This is a genomic window from Bacillus sp. 105MF, from assembly GCF_000374885.1.
Taxonomy (GTDB): Bacteria; Bacillota; Bacilli; order Bacillales; family Bacillaceae_G; genus Bacillus_A; species Bacillus_A pseudomycoides.
This window is the reverse complement of record NZ_KB895569.1, coordinates 71,424-91,594: the sequence shown is the minus strand read 5'-3', so window position 1 is coordinate 91,594 and position 20,171 is coordinate 71,424. Positions and strand designations below refer to the sequence as shown.

Genomic DNA, 20,171 nt, shown 5'->3' with positions numbered 1-20,171 from the left:
TGGGCCTTATTATATATACATGCCGACTTGAAAGAAAACACACATAGTGGCGCCCTTGGGTGAGAATTTCGTCAAGAATCATCCTCTCGGAAACGAAGTAGACACATTAGCTGTTGATGGTGCTTACTACCGACAAGAGATCGTAAAATAGGTGGAAGAAAAAGTCCTTGAAATAAACTTTTCTCAAATAACAGGTCGAACGGTTTCGGATGATTATATTGGTATGGATCAATTTAAAATTGATCCTGAAACACGTAAGATAATAGAATGTTCACAAGGTTACAAGTCATCTTTGTCTATCTATGATTCAGAAAAAGAGATTTACTCAGCCAAGTTTTATAAAGAACATTTTCAGCAGTGCCCATTATTAAAACAATGCCAAGTGAAAGAACAGAAAAAGGCTTACCACATTTCCTTTAGTAAAAACAAACGACGAACAAACCAAATACTTGCCAAATTCGGTACAGAAAGACATCAAGAATTATCCAACTATCTTGCAGGTGTTGACGGCGTTCCATCTGTATTAAAATGGGTATATCAACTAGAGCATTTACTTGTCAGGGGACGAGTGCGCTCAAAAATTTGTATATTTGCCTAATTAATCGCTCAAAAATTAAAAAGATGTAGGAAATACATCAAAAAGACGGCCCCAGTTATCGTATAAGACGGAGGGGGGCAAAATTTCTTTGTGAAACAAAAATACACACTAAATTAATTTTAAAATGGTTTTTTCAAATTATTAAAACCCTAATTTTTGGGTGCTAATCTGAGTTGTGACTTTAGTTAAATATTATAAAGGTTACAAAAAAATTAATTTCATAGAAATTTTTGTTATTTTATGTCATTTTGTGTTATTATTTGTTATATAATCATAAAATGCTAATAAAAAAATTAATTGATGTTTCGGCTCATTAATTTTTTTTAGGCTAGATATTCAAATTTGTAGTGCAGGCTTTAATTAGCTGCATGAAAGGGCGGAGCTATGTCTAAATATGGAACTTTTCGCAGTCAGCCTTGTTGAAGATATTGTGTATTCAAAAAAACTAGAGGAACTTACAAAGAATGTATCTCAAGAAAGAAAAAACAAAATTTTCAGATATAAGAATGATAATGATAAGAGAAGAAGTTTAGTCTCTGAATTGCTAATTAGAAATATCTTGATTCAAAAAGGTATTCCTAATGAGGATATTTCTTTTAAATATAATCAGTATGGAAAACCATTTATTAACCACTATAATGATATTCATTTTAATATTTCTCACTCTGGTAAATGGATAGTGTGTGCTTTTGATTATCAACCGATTGGCATAGATGTAGAAAAGATTACACCTATCGACTTGACCATAGCAGAGCGTTTCTTTCATAAAAAAGAGGTAGATAAGTTGATGAAGCTTGATAAAGCAAGGAGGTTAAGGTATTTCTATAATATATGGACAGCTAAAGAAAGCTATGTAAAAGCGATAGGCAGGGGCCTCTCTATTCCTTTAGATTCCTTTTGTATAGAATTTGATGAATGTTATGAGAATTCTCGTGTGCTTTTTAAAGATGAAAAGTTCTTTTTAAAACTATATAATATTCATCCTTTATATAGTTTAACAGTATGTAGGAGAACTAAGGAGTTTCCTGAGAAATTTAATTTTTATACAGAAACAAGTGTAGTTAATAGATTTATACACAAAATCCAATGAGCAAATAGTCATTTTTGAGTCGTAAAAATATTTGATTTAAGAGGAGAAGATAATGAAACTGTTTTGTTTACCTCATGCAGGTGCTTCAGCTAATAGATATTATAGTTGGACAAAATATTTAACCATGAAAGATATAGATATTATTCCATTAGAACTTGCTGGTCGAGGAAAGCGGAATAACATAGAGCATTATGCAAGTTTAGAAGATGCTATTGAGGATATTTACATCAATATTCTTAACTTGCTAAACGATGAGCCATATATCATTGTGGGACACAGCTTTGGTAGTTTATTGGCTTTTAAATTAGCGGAAAGATTAACTAGTAATAATGATCGGCTACCAAGGGCTCTGATTCTTTCAGGGGGGTTACCTCCTCAAATTCCAAGAAAAGAAATCATTCATTCATTACCAGATTTTGAATTTATAATGAAGGTAAACGAATTTGGAGAAGTGCCTGAAGAACTGATTGAGGATAAACATTTAAGAGAAATATTCCTACCTATTTTAAGAAATGATATTCGATTACTTGAAACTTATCCGAGGGATAATATTAAACCTTTAAACATTGATTTATTTATTTTAAATGGATCATCAGATAACGAAATAAAGAAAGAGTACAATAACCTATTACTGTGGGAACAATTGACTTTAAAAAAGTGTAAGTTTCACTTTGTTTCCGGGGGGCACTTTTTCATTTTTGATAATACAAATGATGTAATTAGTTTTGTACAAAAAATTATACAAGAATATCGTGATGAAACTTCCAAAAATGTGTAAGGAGGATTTACATATTGGCTAAATTAATTACAAAAGAGAATGTTGAAGATATTTTAGCATTAACTCCCTTACAAAAAGGAATATTATTTCACCATCTTAGTTCTGGAGAAAACGGTTTATATCAAAATCTATTTACACTTAAATTATCAGGAGTATTTGATTTAGTAATTTTTAAGAAGGCTTGGGAGGAAGTAATTAGTACGAATGAAGTTTTACGAACAGTATATATGTGGGAGAATGTTAATACTCCCATACAAATCGTTTTGAAAAGTAAAGAACTAATTTTTGACTACTATGATTTCTCCGATAAGAACAAAGAAGAAGCTCTATTTTCTGTGGAAAAAACAAAAGAAACAAATAAAAACAGACAAATAGATTTAACGAAAGATCCATTTAAAGTGATTTTATGTAAAATTTCAAGCAATATATATGAAATGATTATTTCCAATCATCACATTCTATACGATGGTTGGAGTAACAGTTTGATTTTCAAAGAGTTTTTTGAAGCATATAATCATTTAATAAATGGAAAATCTTCTCCAAACTATAGAAATAGTAAAACGGATTACAAGGAATACATTAAGTGGGTTCAAGAACAAAATAAAGAGAGTAATTTAAATTACTGGGAAACATATTTAAAAGGGTTTCATGAGACTACAACTCTTGCAATTTCAGAAAAAAATGCTAATAGATATTCTGTAAATCAGCAGCTTACTCATACGCTATTATTACAGGAAGAATTTAAAAAAAAGTTAAATAACTTCTCAAAGTTAAATGATCTTACAATGGCTTCTCCCCTTTATCTAGCATGGGGGATACTACTACAGCGGTATAGTCAAAAAAATGATATAGTATTCGGCACAACAATCTCAGGACGTCCCCCTAGTATTAGAGGAATAGAAAATATGGTTGGTTTATTTATAAATACTGTTCCATTAAGAATCGACTTTGATTCATCTACTACTCTGTTAAGTAGCCTCAAATCAGTTAATAACATGATTATAGAAAGAAAAGATTATGAATGGGTTTCATTACTAGATATCAAAGAAGTTAGTGAGATTAATCATAAAGATTCTTTATTTAATTCGATTGTTGTAATTGAAAATTACCCTTTTGAAAGGAAGGGCATAGAAACTAACCTTTTATTGGATAGTAAAATCTTGTCTTACTCTAGTTATGAAACTACTAACTATGATTTAACCCTCAGAATCTCTTTATTAGAGGACGATATAGAATTAAATTTACTTTATAATAGTCATTTCTTTAATGATTATATGGCTAAACAACTGTTGAATCATTTTATGAATATATTAAATGAAATACTTTTGGATACGAACAAAAGTATAAATGATATTGAAATGCTTTCAACTAATGAAAGGAAATTAATTTTTCAAGATTTCAATCAGACAGATGAACAATACCCTGATATAACAATACATGATTGGTTCGAAGATCAAGTTTTAAACAGGCCAAATGAAATAGCGGTTACTTATCAAAATAAAAAAGTAACCTATAAAGAATTAAATAACATGGCGAATAGACTAGCTAGGGTAATCCTAGAAAAAAGTCAATCAAAGAATCCGGTAATTGGTATTATGGCTGAGAGATCAGTAGAATTAATAGTTGGAATCTTCGCGATATTGAAAACAGGGTCCGCTTATCTCCCTTTAAATGATTTAGATCCTATAGAAAGAAAGAAAGCTATACTTCATGATAGTAATATGGAATTACTTCTTGTTAGTGAAACCGTAAAACAGAACCTGCATGCTGACTTAAAAGCCATAAGTTTGCCAATAAAAGATGAGAGGTATTTAAACTATAGTAGTGAAAATTTAGGCTTATTGGTTGAGTCAACCAATTTAGCGTATATTTTATATACTTCTGGTTCCACGGGTAATCCTAAAGGTGTAATGATTGAACATAGATCTGTAATAAACAGAATTAATTGGATGCAAAAAGCATATCAACTAAATTCAGAGGATGTTATTCTACAGAAGACCCCAACTACTTTTGATGTGTCTGTATGGGAACTATTTTGGTGGTATTTTAATGGAGCAAGTGTTTGTATGTTACCTTCAGGAGAGGAAAGAAATCCTGAAAAAATTATAAATGCAATAGAAACGAATAAGGTTAGTCACATACATTTTGTACCTTCTATGTTTAATGAATTTTTAACTTTTGTTGAAAAAAATAAACAAATTAACCGACTAAAGTCTTTAAAGTATATTTATCTAAGTGGAGAGGCCATAAAGGTAAACCATGTGGAGAAATTTAATCGAGTTTTTAATACGTTAAATGAGGTTAATCTAGTTAATTTATATGGACCTACTGAAGCGACTATAGATGTTACATATTATAACTATTCGAGAAAAGATACGTTAGCTAGTATTCCAATCGGTAAACCCATTGATAATACAAAGCTATACATTTTGGATGATAGCATGAACGTTGTTCCGATCGGGGTTGTTGGAGAATTATATATTTCTGGGGCAGGAGTTTCAATAGGTTACATTAATCAACCTGAATTAACAAATGCTCAGTTTGTACCTAATCCATTTAGAGAAGAGGTAATGTATAAGACAGGAGATCTTGTCGAATGGATGCCAGATGGAAATATAAAGTATATAGGTAGGAAAGATTTCCAAGTCAAATTAAGAGGATACAGAATAGAACTTGGTGAAATTGAAAGTAAATTACTTTTAAATAAAGACATTCACGAAGCGGTGGTAGTATCGAAGCGGGATAAATCTGGCGATCTATTCTTATCTGCTTATGTAACCGGTGACATTCTCCTCAACCAAGCGGACATTAAATCAAAACTTAATCAGACACTTCCTAGCTATATGGTTCCAAGTAGTATCAATATTGTAGATCGTCTACCACTAAATTCTAATGGGAAAATAAATAGAGCTTTACTAAGAGATTTGCCTGAAAAAACTGACGGTTCCCACAATAAAGTATCTCCAGTAACTAAACTACAAAAGAGATTATTAGAAGTATGGGAAGAATTATTAGGGAAGAAAATAGGTATACATGATCATTTCTTTGATGTAGGTGGTAATTCACTGAAAATCATCAAATTACAAGCTATGATTGAGGAGAAACTACCTTATAAAGTATCCATAACAGATTTGTTCTCATATCCGACTATTGAAAGTTTGACAACCTATTTTGAAGCGAAGGAGAAAGAAAAGGGAATACCAACCATTACTCCAATAAAAGTCGAAAATGAATTCTTGGTAACGACACAGGAAAATAATGATAAGGTTTATTTTGAATATTATTTATCTGAAGATGTTACAAGAGTTCTCTTTGAATTAGCAAAGAGAGAAAGTATAGTTTGGGAGAAAATATTAGTATCCATATTTGGTTATAGTATCGACCAAATTTCTCCTTCTAACAACGTAAGTGTACAAGTACTTATGAACGATAATTTAATAGAAACTGTGGAAATAAATCTTACTAGATTAAGTGACTTTATTGAATTATTTAATATGGCGGACAAACAACTAAATGGAGACCCCAATAGTGCAACCTCTAATCAGTTAGAAAGGTTGAATAAACTTCAGGTTTCTAAAGAGTTTAATGAAATTTTACCTTTCATTTATAGAAAAAAATCGCGGGAATACATTCATCGGAATTTATTGGGGTTTTTTGACATAATTGTATCAATGGAACATAGTGGAGATGCCATAAAACTATTATGTGAATATAATGAAAACAAACTATTAACGGATAAAGTAGAAAGCTTCTTTAATGATTATGTTCAATTAATAGAAATTATATGCGAAAAGTTAATAATGGAAAGTTTAGGTGGACGATAATGAGTAATATTGGAGTAATTGGTGCAGGAATTATGGGTTCTGGAGTGGCTCATGCTCTAGCAAAAGCAGGATACAAGGTTATTTTAATCGATATATCTGAAGATATTTTAAACTTATCGAAAGAAAGAATTAGCAATACAGAACGTTTTCAAGGATTTATGAAAAATAGCAATAGTGATATTGATAGAATAATCGATAATATACAATTTGCTACTAATTATGAAGTAATAGAAAATGCAGAATATATTATTGAAAATGCTTCTGAAGTTTGGGACATTAAGAAAGAAATCTATCAAAAGCTTGATTCTATTTGTCAAGACGCAACTTTTTTAGCAAATACCTCATGTATATCAGTAACTCAGTTAGCTTCCTTAATGTCTGATCCTTCAAAAGTTATCGGTGTCCATTTTATGAACCCCGTTTCATTCAAACGAGCGGTGGAGGTAATAAAAGGATATCATACATCTGAAGAAACTATATTAAAAACAAAAAAGTTATTAGATAGATTAGATAAGGAAGCTATTTTAGTAAATGACTATCCTGGTTTTGTATCAAATAGAGTTTCTCATTTATTTATGAATGAGGCAGCTTTTATAGTCCAAGATCAAGTGGCATCTCCGAAAGAAGTAGATGATATCTTTAAGAAATGCTATGGTCACAAAATGGGTCCTCTTGAGACTGCCGACTTAATTGGTTTAGATACTGTAGTCAATTCATTAGATATTCTTGTAGAGTCTTACCAAGATCCTAAATTTAGATGTTGCCCTTTACTAAGAAAGATGGTATATGCAGGGCAATTAGGAAGAAAATCAGGGAAAGGTTTTTACGACTACTATACTGATACATTAATTACTGTGTAAAGAAAAGGGGATAATTTAATGGAAAGTAATAAAGATAAGATCAGATCGTTTTTAAGCCGCTTTTTTAGAGAATATGAACTTTCAGATGATGAAGATATCTTTGAAGCAGGCTTTATCAATTCCTTATTCGCTATGCAATTAGTGTTATTTTTAGAAAAAGAGTTTTCTATTCAAGTTGATAATACTGAATTGGACTTAAACAATTTCCGAACTATTAATAAAATCGCTTCACTAGTTGATAGAAAAAAAGTAAATAATCTCTAAAAAAGAGAAACGGCTTGTTAATCATGCCGTTTCTCTTTTAATTTGTAGGAAACAGAGTTTCCTACTATCATTTTCTATTTTTAATCAATGTGTATTACTTTAACAGAATACATAAAGGTTTATCCATAGGTATTCGTGAAAAATAACTGTAGAGGTGTAGATATGATTCTTGAATTAAGTGAGGAGCACAAGGAATATCAAAGAACAGTAAGAGATGAAATGAACCAAATAATTACAGAAAACATGGCTAAATCAATAGACGATGAACAAAGAGTACCACTAGAAATTTTTAGTAAGCTAGCAGAAAAGAACTTCTTAAATTCAATCATTCCATTAGAATATGGAGGTTTGGATCATGACTACATAAAAATTGGAATCTTAAATGAAGAAGTAGGTAAAACTTGCTCATCCATTCGAAGCCTATTAACAGTACATGGAATGGTTTCACAAGCTATACATAATTGGGGGAATTCGAAACAAAAAAACAAATGGCTCCCAGAGTTAGCAAATGGTGAGAAAATTGCTGCGTTTGCCTTAACAGAACCAAAAGCTGGTAGCAATGTAAATGAAATTGAAACAGAAGCTATTATTTTAGAAAATAAATCTGAACTCATGTTAACGGGTGTAAAAAATTGGATTACTTTCGGTCAAATCGCGGATGTGTTTTTAGTATTTGTAATGTTAAATGGAGAACCCACAGCACTGTTAGTTGAAAGAGAAACAGAAGGACTTGAAATTGAACCTATTAAAAATATGATTGGAACTAGAGGTTCTATGCTTGCTAAATTAATGTTTAATCAATGTAAAGTTAGTAAAGAGAATATTTTGGGTCCAATTGGCGCAGGGCTACGTTATATCGTACCTAATTGTTTAGATTTTGGTAGATACACAGTAGCTTGGGGTTGTATAGGTATTGGAGAATCATGTTTGAGTGATTCATTATTATATTCAAAAAAAAGAATGCAATTTAAAAAGCCAATATATGAGCATCAGTTAATTAAGAAAATGTTAACCGAGATGGCAGTTGAGATAAATGCTGCAAAACTACTTTGTTACCAAGCTGGATATTTACTAGATATGAAAGATCCGTCATCAATAATGGCGACTTGGCACGCAAAGTATGCTTCCTCTAAAATGGCAAGAAAAGCATCGGACTATGGTGTACAAATTCACGGTGCTAATGGATGTAATGGAGAAAATAGAGTTGAACGGTTTTTTAGAGACGCAAAAATAATGGAAATAATTGAAGGCTCTAATCAAATTCATGAAATTATCATTGCTGACTCTTTGTATTAAGAGAAAATTGAGCAAGGAATGCGAAAGGGTGGAATTTTAATGACACAAGAAAAGCTTTCTTCAAAAAAAATAAAATGTCTTGTATGGGATTTAGATAATACGCTCTGGAATGGAACACTTATAGAAGACTCACATGTTGAAATAAATCCTAAAGTGATTAGTATTATAAAAAAGTTAGATGAGAGAGGAATTCTGCAATCTATTGCGAGTAAAAATGATTATACAATGGCGATGGAAAAAATTGAGGAGTTAGGAATCAGTGAATACTTTTTATATCCTCAAATTCATTGGAATTCAAAATCTGAGTCGATAAACAAAATTGCAGAAGAATTAAATATTAATATTGATACAATAGCCTTCATTGATGATCAACAATTCGAATTAGATGAAGTTAAGTACAATATATCAGAAGTGACCTGCTTGAATGCTACGGAAATAGACAATATCCTTGAAAATCAGAAATTTATTCCTAGGTTTATAACAGAAGACTCTAAAAAAAGGCGTTTAATGTATAAGCAAGATAAGATTAGAAAGGAAGAAGAACGTAATTTTAAGGGCACAGAAGAAGAATTTTTAGCTGGACTTCAGATGAAATTAGCTATCGGTACAGTGGAAGAGGGAGATCTTCAAAGAGCAGAGGAATTAACGGTGAGGACTAATCAGTTAAACTCTACAGGCTATACCTATTCATATGAAGAACTTGATTATCTTAGAAAGTCGGATAATCACAAGTTATTTATAGTGGATTTAAGAGATAAATATGGTGATTATGGGAAAACTGGACTTGCTTTAATAAAGTGTAGTGAAACAAAATGGACAATTAAACTCCTATTAATGTCTTGTCGAGTAATGTCGAGAGGAATTGGTACGGTATTAATGACTTATATTATGAAGTTAGCAAAAGAAAATTCGGTCACTGTAGAAGCTGAGTTTGTAGAGAACAAGGTCAATAGAATGATGTTTATTACCTATAAATTCTCGGGTTTTAAAGAAGTAGCAAAAGAAGATAATAAAATAATACTCCATAATGATTTATCTTTTATTCAGCCTTTTCCTCAGTATATCGATATAAAGATAAGTGAAAAAGATACCGAAGAGGTGATGTAAATGAAAGTAGCAATACTATTTCCAGGTCAGGGTTCACAGTATATTGAAATGGGTAAAAGTCTGTATGAATCACACAAAATTGCCCAAGAAACGTTTGAAGAAGCTAACGATACATTAGGGTATGATTTGAATAGAATTTGTTTTGAAGGTCGTCTAAGTGAATTAAATAGTTTAGAAAATATGCTTCCAGGTATTCTTACTACAAGTGTTGCAGCGTTTAGAGTCTTCATGGAAAACTTTGAAGTTGAACCGTCATTACTCGCTGGTCATAGTTTAGGCGAATTTTCAGCACTTACATGTAGCGGAGCCATTGATTTCTCTGACACCTTAACCATTATAAAGAATAGGAGTAGATTAGCAGAAAAGATAGCGTTAAATGAAAAGGCAGGAATGACAATAGTTGATAATACTAATATTGACCTGGTGCAATCAGAGTGTGAAAAAATTTCTGGTGAGGGTCAAATAGTTCAAATAGCTTGTGTTAATTCAGCAAATCAAGTTGCAATATCGGGCCATCAAGAAGCTATTTTAAAGGTAGAGGATAATCTGTTAAAGGCAGGAGCATCAATTACCCCTATTTTAACAGGGGCTCCTTTTCATGGCCATATCATGAAAGAGGCAGCTGTAGAATTTAAATCACAATTAAAACAATATACATTTCACAATTTTAAATACCCAGTCCTCTCGAATGTGAATGTAGAATTATATGAGGGTCCTTCCCAAATAATCGATAACTTAACGAAACAATTAGTATTTCCTGTTCAGTGGAAACAAACAATGGACTATATTGAAACGGAAGATATAGATGCAGTAATTGAAATGGCGCCTCAAAGTATATTAACAAATCTTTACAAAAATGAGCAAAGAACTAAAAAAGTTCGAGCATTTTCCTTTAATCAAAATAAGGACAAACGGTTACTTAAAGAAGTGTTACTGGGTGATTTAAATAATGTGGAACATGTAGATGGAAAAAATAAAGTTTCTCTAGTCACAAGATGCTTAAGAGTTGCGATTACTACTCGTAATTCCAACTTTGATGAAGAAGCGTATTTTAAAGGTGTTATCACTCCTTACAATAGAATAAAAGAAATACAGTTCCAATTAGATGAAAGTGGTACTATGCCAACAATAGATGAAATGAATGAATGTTTAGAACTACTAGACACCATACTCACTACAAAAAAACTATCAGTTGAAAAAAGGTATGGGAAAGTTAGAAGTGTTATAGAACAATCAAATGTAAGTGATATTTTCCCAGAGTATTTAGAAAGAAGTGAAGTAAATGTCATTTTTAAAATTTGAGGATATTAAAACAACAAAAAAACATTCTCGTTTAAATTCTAAAAGGATAAATGTTTCTTCAAAAGACATTGCGATCATTGGGATAGGTTTAAATTTGCCCCAATCAAAAGACAGTACAGAATTTTGGTTGAACTTGCGAAAAGGAATGGATTTCGTTAGATCTATTCCACCAAACAGAAAAAAAGACATTATCAACTACTATAAAAAAATAGGGAAAGATTATCAAAATATAGATTTTGAAGAAGGAGCCTACTTAGAAAATATAGATTATTTTGATTATAATTTCTTTGGGATCTCTCCAAAAGAGGCAAGTTTAATGGATCCAAACCAAAGGTTATTTCTCCAAGTAGCCTGGGAAGCAATTGAAAGTGCAGGTTATGCCGATGGTAGAATTAAAGGGACTAGAACAGGTGTATATGTTGGCTATGGTAATGATGCAGATTACAAGAAGATGATAGAAGAAGTAGAACCTGAGTCATTATCTATTTCGGTACCAGGGAATCTTACTTCCATAATCGGTAGTAGGATATCCTATTTATTGGATTTGATAGGGCCAAGTATGCTAGTAAACACTGCTTGTTCTTCTTCTCTAGTAAGTGTGCATTTGGCTTGTCAAGCATTAAGAAATAATGAATGTGAGATGGCAATTGCCGGTGGAGTTCAAACCCATTTATTACCGATTAGAAAGATTAAACTTGGAATTGAATCGCTAGATAATAGGACAAAAACGTTTGATGATTCTTCAGATGGTACTGGTGGGGGTGAAGGAGTAGCAGCAATACTACTAAAACCTCTTAGCGAAGCGCTCAAATCAAATGATAATATATTTGCCGTTATTAAAGGTACTTCCATAAATCAGGATGGTGGTTCAGTGGGAATTACTGCACCTAGCCCATCATCTCAAGAAGATGTCATTTCTAAGGCATGGCAAGATGCTGATATAGATCCTTCTACAATAGGATATATAGAAGCACATGGAACTGGTACTAAACTTGGTGATCCTATAGAAGTAGAAGGATTATCTAATGCTTTTAAAAGATATACAAATAAAAATCAGTTTTGTGCAATTGGTTCAGTGAAGTCAAATATTGGACACTTAGATAGTGCAGCTGGAATTGCAGGATTAATCAAGACAATACTTTCAACTAAGTATAAAGAGATACCACCTAGTTTGCACTTCACTAGACCCAATCGGGAAATTAACTTTGAAAATACTGCGTTATATGTAAACGATGAGTTGAATTATTGGGAAAGTGATGATGTAAGAAGAGCAGGGGTCAGTTCGTTTGGGTTAAGTGGAACTAATTGTCATGTATTAATAGAGGAACATAAAGAAGAAATGAATATAAATCCAATTAACAAAGAAAAAGATTTGAGAGTTTTTACCATCTCGGCCAAAAATCAGGAGGACATAAAGGCGTATATCCAAAAGTATATTCAGTTTTTTGAAAATGTGGAAGTAAACGATTTAGACAGTCTTTGTTTTACCGCAAACGTAAGAAGAACCCATTATAGCAATCGGTTAGCAATAATCTTCTCTACGATGGGGGAACTTCTTTCCCAGCTAAAAGATCTTGAAAATAATGGCTTGCTTCAAGAAGGAACGAATGTTTTTTATGGTGAACATAACGTTAAACAGAAAGAAAATAACTTTAATAGAATTAATTCAACACAGGCAACAGAGAAGCTATCTATAGAAGAAATGGATCGTTCAATAACGAAAGAAAAACGGTTTGAAATATTAGGTGAGTTATGTAGTGATTATGTAAAGGGAAAGGAAGTAGATTGGAACCACTTATTATTTCATGCAAATGTTAAAACAGTACGACTACCTACCTATCCCTTCAAGAATAGTAGGTGTTGGTTAGCGTTGGAAGATAAAACAGACACTATTAATACGCAAGAGTTAACTAACAAATACTATAGTACTAAATGGGAGAATAAACCACTATCTAGCAAAAAATCTGAAAAACAAAATGTTATCGTTTTCAGACGTTCTACAAGTCATGATGTTATACAAAGCTTGAAGGAAAATGGTCATAATGTATATGAAATTGTGGTAGGGGATTACTTTGAAAAAGGGTCTAAAGGTAAGTATTTTATTAGAAATCTAGAAGAGGATTACAGGAGGTTATTTCTAGAATTATCTGATATAAATATCAATCGCATTGTTCATCTTTTAACAATATCAGCTGAGGAAATCAACGATTTAGATGACTTAAACTTTTCTCAAGAATATGGGGTTTACAGTTTGTTCTACTTATACAGAGCACTACAAACAAGTAGTGCTCTAGATGATGTATCTATTAGTCTTGTTGCTAAAAATGTGAATGAAGTAACAGGAAAAGAAGAACAGATTTGTCCTATTAATGCTACGATGTTTGGTTTAAGCAAATCACTATTATGGGAAGAACCTAAATTGAAAATTAAGTGCATTGATATTGAAGATAAAACACCAACTAATCTCATAGTTAAGGAAATGATGAGTTTTAATAAAGATACAGTTGTGGCTTACAGAAATAATCAAAGATTTATCGAGGAATTAGTTAATCAAGAAATTCAGGAAAAGGATTGTAAAGAAATCGAAATTAAAAAGACAGGGGCATACGTCATTACTGGTGGTTTAGGAAGGATCGGTAGAGAAATGGCGAAGTACCTAGTATCTAAAAACAAGGCAAATATTATATTACTTGGTCGTACAGTGATAAATCCTCAATTAACTTGGGAGAAAATACTTGAAGAAAAGTTAGAAAGTGAACATTTACAATCTATTGCTAAAGAGATTGTTGAAATAGAAAAAATGGGTATAAATATTAAATATATTAGTGTCGACATCACTAATCCAAGAGAGTTAAATTACACATTGAAAAATATAAGAAACGAATATGGAAAAATAAATGGTTTAATTCACAGTGCTGGTATCGGTGTAGGAATGGAAGGAAAAAGAGTAAAGGATGATTATAAAGATATTTTTAAACAGGTTATGAATCCTAAGGTACAAGGTACTTGGTTACTAGATAGATTAACTAGAGAAGATAATTTAGACTTTTTCGTAACATTCTCTTCGGTTATTACACTTGTTGGGGGAATTGGTAGTGGTAGTTATATTGCAGCCAATTCTTATTTAGATTCTTTTGGCCAATATAGAAGTAAGCGCGGACAACGAACTTTAACTATAAATTGGCCAGCATGGGACAAGGACGGTTTAGTAGAAAAAGCTAATATTGTCATGGATAAACAATTGTTTAATATTATCTCACCGTCTGCTGCTATAGCAGCTTTTGATGAGACATTAAATAGTACATTCTCCAAGGTAGTAATTGGGGAATTAAACTATAAGAGTTCAATTTTTAGGTTAAGCAATTATTTACCAATTAAATTATCGGATTCAATAAAGAAAAGGGTACAGGAAGTTATTTCTAATGGTGGGTTAAACGAACAGGCTGTTAACAACAGTTACTCCGTAAAACTGACTGGGAACAATGAAAATTGCTACACGGAAGTAGAAAAAGAAATTGCAGAGATATGGAGATCTGTCCTAGGTTTTGAGAAATTTGATATTTATGATAATTTTTTTGAAATCGGGGGAGACTCCATTTTATTAACAAAAGTTTTTGGAAAAATAGATGGGAAATACCCAGGCCAGTTAGAAATAGCCGATCTTTTTGCGCTTTCCAATATAGCGAGAATAGCTAAATATTTGACTGAAAAAAATTCTCCCTCTACCAATGAAAGTAACAATCAAACTGGGGCGAATATATCAGACTTAGTTACAAACCTTGAAAATGGGTCATTATCATTAAATGAGGCACTGGAAATTTTCCAAACAAAGAGGTGAGCGAATGAAAGAAAGTAAATTTACAGAGATGATCTTTAAAAATATTGTTTCTGGAAAGATTGAAAAAGAAGTTGGAATAAAATTACTTGAGGAATTAAGGGATTCTAATTTTTCTCACTCGGTTGATGATGATATTGCAATTATTGGAGTATCCATCAGAGTTCCGTTTGCTCATAATAAAGAAGAGTTTTGGGATAACTTAGTAAATGGTGTTGATGCAATTACCGATTTTCCGGAAAGTAGAAAGGTTGACACGGATCAATATACTGCCTTTATGAACATCAAGAATCCAAAATATATGAAAGGTGGATATTTACAAGAGATAGATAAATTTGACTATAACGTCTTTAAAATTTCACCCAAAGAGGCAAAGCTAATGAGTCCATCACAAAGGATTTTTCTTGAAACTGCTTGGGAGGCAATACAAGATGCAGGCTATGAAGGGGATCGGATCTACGGCTCCAATACAGGTTTATTCGTTGGTTATAGTGCAGATGAAATCTATGATTATAAGAAACTGATATTTGATACAAACCCTAATGCTTTATCGGAAGGAATGGTTGGTAATCTTACATCTATTATACCAAGTAGAATCTCGTATTTATTAAATCTTAAAGGCCCCTCACTATCTATTGATACAGCTTGTTCGTCATCTCTTGTTGCAGTACACTCGGCATGCCAGTCAATTAAAAATAATGAGTGTTCAATGGCTTTAGTCGGTGGGGTCAGAATAAATTTAATTCGATTGGAAGGCATGTTGGATTTAGGTATGAAGTCAAGTGATGGCAGAACTAGAACTTTTTGTGATTTTGCAGATGGAACAGGGGCAGGTGAAGGTGCTGCTGCGATTTTGTTAAAGCCTCTGAAGGAAGCTAAAAAAGATAAAGACCAAATTTATGGTGTAATAAAAGGAAGTGCGGTTAATCAAGATGGCGCTTCTGCTGGAATAACTGCTCCCAATGTACAGTCACAGGCACAAGTAATTAAAGATGCATTAACAAAGGCAAATGTATCACCTGAAACGATTTCTTATATTGAAGCTCATGGAACGGGTACCAATCTAGGAGATCCGATTGAAGTTGAAGGTATCCATAGAGCATTCAAAGAGAAAACAAGCAAAAAGCAATTTTGTGCAATCGGATCCATTAAATCTAACATAGGTCATTTAGATCATACATCAGGTATTGTTGGATTAATAAAAACTCTAATGATGTTGAAATATAAAATGATACCGCCTACATTACATTTTGAAAAACCAAATAAAAAAATTAACTTTATAAACAGTCCAGTATATGTTAATGATGAACTTTTAAAATGGGAAAAAGAAAGTAATCCCAGCAGAAGATGTGGGGTTAGTTCGTTTGGTATAAGTGGTACAAATTGTCATCTTGTACTTGAAGAAGCACCAGCTTTAGAGAATGAGCCCGTTAGGGAAAATGAAAGAGTAGAAGTGCTTACGATCACTGCAAAAAGTAAGAAATCATTAAAAGATTTAGTCGAAAGATACCAGCGGATGTTAGAAAATGATAGAAACTACAATTTAGAAGAAATCTGTTATACAGCAAATACAGGTCGGGAGCATCACCTATATCGAGTTGCAATTATTGCAAAGAGTATTGATGACTTAAAGCGTAAACTTAAGAAAATAGATTTTAATAAATTAAATAACTCAAGTGATGATATATACAGTGGATATCATAAAATCGTTTCTCCTAAGAAAAATGAGAGGGGGAAAAATGATTTTACATTTTTAGAAGTTAGACAATTTACCAACCTTGTTATTAAAAAAGTTAGAGGGTTAGCAAATCAAGATGTTAAAGATATAAATAAATTAAGGGAAATCCTTCAATTATATGTAATTGGTGGAGAGATTAATTGGAATGATTACTACAAAGATCAAGAATATCAAAAGGTAAATTTACCAACGTATCCTTTTGAAAAAAATAGATGTTGGGTCGATATTCCAACTGTACAAAAGAGTAATGCTGATCAGGAAAGCTATTTACATGAAAGGTTTTGGCAGGCGAAAGAACTGATTAGTAAAAAAGAGGGTATTCATGGAAATATATTAATAGTAGATAATTCCGATTACTTATCAGACTTGACGAAGTACTTGGAAAGTAAGGATTATAATATTATCGAGGTTAAGGTTGGAGAAACATACAGAAAAATAAATAGCCAACAATATTTAGTCGGGTTGGATTCTAGTAGTTTCAACAATTTAGCACAGGAACTTAGAGATAAAAATATATCTAAGATTATTTTCCCAGGAAACCTTAGTGAAGAACCGACAAAAAATATGGAAGACTTTGAAACATCGTTAACAACGGGAATTTACTCTTTCTTTGATTTCATAAGTTCTATTCTAAATAATTGGACAGAACAAGAGCTAGACCTTACTTTGTTAACGATGAACACAAGTAAAGTAAATTCAACTGAAACATTTATTCGACCTGAAAATGCACTATTACAAGGGTTTGGAAAGGTATTAAGTTTAGAGAACCCGAACATTCATTGTAAATTTATAGATGTTGACCCTATAACATTAAAGCAACCTAAAAAAATAGTTGATGAGATCGAATCAAATGATGGGTTTGCTAAGATATCATATAGATATGGTAACCGTTTTGTAGAAAGGGTTAAAGACATTAAGGAAGATGAAAATTCTCTTAATAAGTTTGATGTGGAGCAAAATGGAGTATATTTAATAACTGGAGGTATGGGGGCTATAGGTTTAAAAATAGCTAAAATGATTGCCTCTAAGAACAATGTCAATTTTATATTTATCAATCGTACTCCTGTTCCCGCCCGAGAAGAATGGGATTCAATAATACATGGAACTTCAAACCCTGGGTTAGGAAAGAAGTTAAGCAAGGTTGTAGAGATAGAAGAAATGGGCTCAAAAGTGTTCCTACACAGTGGAGATGTATCATCATTACATGATATGGAAAGAGTGTTCAATAAAATCAAAAAGGAGTTTAATCATATAAATGGGTTAATACATGCCGCTGGAACAGGTGGAGGAACATTAATAGGTATTGAAAACAAACAAAATATCACCAAAGTAATGAACCCTAAGGTTAAAGGTACATGGGTAATGGATCAGCTTACCAAATCGGAAAATCTAGACTTCTTTATCTCCTTTTCCTCGGTTATAACTCTTACAGGAGGATTAGGAGGCGGTAGCTATACAGCAGCTAACGCTTACTTAGATTCATACGCTTCTTTCATGATAAATGAAGGTAGAAATGCTAAAACGATACTTTGGCCGGTTTGGGAAAATACAGGCTTATCTGAAGGTGTGGGGAGTTTAGGAGATAAGCAATTGTTTGAAACGATAACTGCTCAGCAAGCATTAAAGTATTTTGAGAAAGCAGTTAAACTAAACAGAGATGCAGTAATGATAGGGGCACTAAACTTTAACACGACGTTAGATATAGAAAATGATCATGCTGTTCATTTTATTGAAGACATTCAACAGAGATTTATTAATTATGGAAAAAATAATGACAAATCAACAGAGGTAGCTATTTCTTCTATTGATAAGCAGAATGTCAAGTTAACTGGTCGAGAGAATAATGAATATACAATGCTGGAAAGAAAAATATCCACTATTTGGTGCACTGTTTTAGGATTTGAAGAAATTAATATATTCGATAACTTTTATGAACTTGGTGGAGACTCATTATCTGCAACTAGAATTATCAATTTAATAAATAAAAAAGTAGACATTAAAGTCGAAATATCAGACTTCTTTAGTAATTTAAGTATCATGGAGTTGTCTGAGTGTTTATCAGAAAAGTATATTGGTACTAAAGGTTCAAACAATAAGTCAATTTATCCAACTATTAAACAGGTTGAAAAAAGGGATAGTTACCCTTTATCTTCTTCCCAACAGAGGTTGTTAATACTAAATGAACTAAACAAAGAAGATGTACAATATAACGAACCGTCTGTAATGAAAATTGAAGGAACATTTGATAAGAAAAGACTTGAGGATACTATTCAACAGTTAATATCTAGACATGAACCTTTAAGAACTAAATTTGTTTTTAAAGATGGTGTTCCTTTCCAAATTATCGAGGATATGACGAATTTTAAAGTCGATTATATTAGTACAAAGGGAAATGATATTGATGAAGTAATAAAAAACTATATCAGACCTTTTGATTTAAGTATTGCTCCATTATTTCGAGTCGGTTTATTGACCTTACCGAACAAAGATAATTATCTTGTTTTTGATATGCATCATATTATCAGTGACGCAATTTCTATGCACATCTTAGTTGAAGATTTTGTAAAACTTTATAAAGGAGAAATACTCGAAGAACTTGAGATTCAATATAAAGACTTCACCGTTTGGCACAATGATCTAATTACATCAGAATTTACGGAATCACAGAAACAGTACTGGTTAGATGTATTCTCTGATGAAGTTCCTAAACTCACACTTCCTATAGATTATAGTAGAGGCATACAGGGACATTATAATGGAGAAATAGTAAGTACTCTGATTGATACGGAAATAACAAATAAAATAAGTCTATTAAACAAAAGTTTGGGTTTAACGTTGTTTATGTTTTTATTTGGGGCGTACAATCTCCTTCTCGTAAAATATCTAAAAGAAAAGGATATTGTTGTAGGAACGCCAATTGCAGGAAGGCCTGATGAAAAATTAGAGAAATTACTAGGGGTTTTTATAAACACGTTAGCGATAAGAAATCAAGTTGATCGTTCAAAGAGCATTAAAGACTTTTTAGAAAGTATTAAAGAAACTTGTTTGAATGCTTATAAACATCAAGATTATCCATTTGATAAGCTAGTAGATGAATTATCTATATCTAGAGATATAAACAGTAACCCTATCTTTGACACAATGTTCTCTATGCATGAATACAATATTTCTTCTATTGACCTAGGATCTGTTAAATTAAAGCCATACGATTTTGATATTCAAAGTTCAAAATTAGATATTGAAGTAAGTGCGATTAAGTATAATGATGCAATCAAAATTAACTTTAAATATTCAACGTCTCTATTTAAAAGAGAAACTATTGAAAAGCTAGTAGATGGTTATAGAAAAATAATTATTGGAATGGTTGAAAATATAGATTCTTCTATAAAAGAACTTATAATCTATGATAATGATGAAATAGAAAAATACGAACAACATAAAATGTCAATACTAGATGATTTTTAATATTTATATTACCT

Annotated in this window: 11 protein-coding genes; all 11 read left to right on the top strand. The window is 31.9% G+C overall.

The genetic code is table 11. The annotated features are described in order from the left end of the window. Nucleotides 1-151: 151 nt before the first annotated feature. The 11 genes from C564_RS0108665 to C564_RS34095 all read left to right on the top strand — a co-directional run bounded on the left by C564_RS0108665 (nucleotide 152) and on the right by C564_RS34095 (nucleotide 20,157). A complete protein-coding gene (locus tag C564_RS0108665; RefSeq protein ID WP_018765041.1) occupies nucleotides 152-598 on the top strand; it encodes a transposase in 447 nt (148 codons plus the stop codon). Between the two features lie 394 nt (nucleotides 599-992). Next, nucleotides 993-1,688 carry a 4'-phosphopantetheinyl transferase family protein gene (locus C564_RS0108660; protein WP_018765040.1) on the top strand — a complete coding sequence of 232 codons (696 nt, stop codon included), beginning with the start codon at nucleotides 993-995 and terminating at the stop codon, nucleotides 1,686-1,688. 52 nt (nucleotides 1,689-1,740) lie between these two features. After that, complete coding sequence (locus C564_RS0108655; RefSeq protein ID WP_018765039.1) at nucleotides 1,741-2,466, top strand: thioesterase II family protein; 726 nt, start codon at nucleotides 1,741-1,743, stop codon at nucleotides 2,464-2,466. 14 nt (nucleotides 2,467-2,480) lie between these two features. Beyond that, a complete protein-coding gene (locus C564_RS31840) occupies nucleotides 2,481-6,290 on the top strand; it encodes a non-ribosomal peptide synthetase (protein WP_018765038.1) in 3,810 nt (1,269 codons plus the stop codon). Further along, the gene (locus C564_RS0108645; RefSeq protein ID WP_018765037.1) at nucleotides 6,290-7,150 is read left to right on the top strand and encodes a 3-hydroxyacyl-CoA dehydrogenase family protein; all 861 of its coding nucleotides are present in this window, start codon (nucleotides 6,290-6,292) and stop codon (nucleotides 7,148-7,150) included. The genes C564_RS31840 and C564_RS0108645 overlap by 1 nt, the downstream gene beginning before the upstream one ends. An 18-nt stretch (nucleotides 7,151-7,168) precedes the next feature. Further along, entirely contained in the window at nucleotides 7,169-7,414 is a 246-nt protein-coding gene (locus tag C564_RS0108640) for an acyl carrier protein (RefSeq protein WP_018765036.1), read from the top strand. A 162-nt stretch (nucleotides 7,415-7,576) separates the two neighbouring features. Beyond that, on the top strand, nucleotides 7,577-8,710 hold the full coding sequence (locus C564_RS0108635) for an acyl-CoA dehydrogenase family protein (protein ID WP_018765035.1): 1,134 nt from the start codon (nucleotides 7,577-7,579) through the stop codon (nucleotides 8,708-8,710). Nucleotides 8,711-8,749: 39 nt separating this feature from the next. Next, nucleotides 8,750-9,817, top strand: coding sequence for an HAD-IIIC family phosphatase (locus C564_RS0108630; protein ID WP_018765034.1), 1,068 nt, complete (start codon nucleotides 8,750-8,752; stop codon nucleotides 9,815-9,817). After that, the gene (locus C564_RS31835) at nucleotides 9,818-11,119 is read left to right on the top strand and encodes an ACP S-malonyltransferase (RefSeq protein ID WP_018765033.1); all 1,302 of its coding nucleotides are present in this window, start codon (nucleotides 9,818-9,820) and stop codon (nucleotides 11,117-11,119) included. It abuts the gene before it with no gap. Next, nucleotides 11,100-14,957 (top strand): type I polyketide synthase, encoded by a 3,858-nt coding sequence (locus C564_RS34100; RefSeq protein WP_018765032.1) that lies wholly within the window; start codon nucleotides 11,100-11,102, stop codon nucleotides 14,955-14,957. Before C564_RS31835 ends, C564_RS34100 begins: the two co-directional genes overlap by 20 nt. 4 nt (nucleotides 14,958-14,961) lie before the next feature. Continuing rightward, the gene (locus tag C564_RS34095; protein ID WP_018765031.1) at nucleotides 14,962-20,157 is read left to right on the top strand and encodes an SDR family NAD(P)-dependent oxidoreductase; all 5,196 of its coding nucleotides are present in this window, start codon (nucleotides 14,962-14,964) and stop codon (nucleotides 20,155-20,157) included. Nucleotides 20,158-20,171 lie beyond the last annotated feature (14 nt).

Bases quoted from the DNA above. Each gene is read 5' to 3' on its own strand.
- C564_RS0108635 (WP_018765035.1), top strand. From the start codon at position 7,577: ATGATTCTTGAATTAAGTGAGGAGCACAAGGAATATCAAAGAACAGTA.
- C564_RS0108630 (WP_018765034.1), top strand. From the start codon at position 8,750: ATGACACAAGAAAAGCTTTCTTCAAAAAAAATAAAATGTCTTGTATGG.
- C564_RS0108660 (WP_018765040.1), top strand. From the start codon at position 993: ATGGAACTTTTCGCAGTCAGCCTTGTTGAAGATATTGTGTATTCAAAA.
- C564_RS34100 (WP_018765032.1), top strand. From the start codon at position 11,100: ATGTCATTTTTAAAATTTGAGGATATTAAAACAACAAAAAAACATTCT.
- C564_RS0108640 (WP_018765036.1), top strand. From the start codon at position 7,169: ATGGAAAGTAATAAAGATAAGATCAGATCGTTTTTAAGCCGCTTTTTT.
- C564_RS34095 (WP_018765031.1), top strand. From the start codon at position 14,962: ATGAAAGAAAGTAAATTTACAGAGATGATCTTTAAAAATATTGTTTCT.
- C564_RS0108655 (WP_018765039.1), top strand. From the start codon at position 1,741: ATGAAACTGTTTTGTTTACCTCATGCAGGTGCTTCAGCTAATAGATAT.
- C564_RS31835 (WP_018765033.1), top strand. From the start codon at position 9,818: ATGAAAGTAGCAATACTATTTCCAGGTCAGGGTTCACAGTATATTGAA.
- C564_RS0108645 (WP_018765037.1), top strand. From the start codon at position 6,290: ATGAGTAATATTGGAGTAATTGGTGCAGGAATTATGGGTTCTGGAGTG.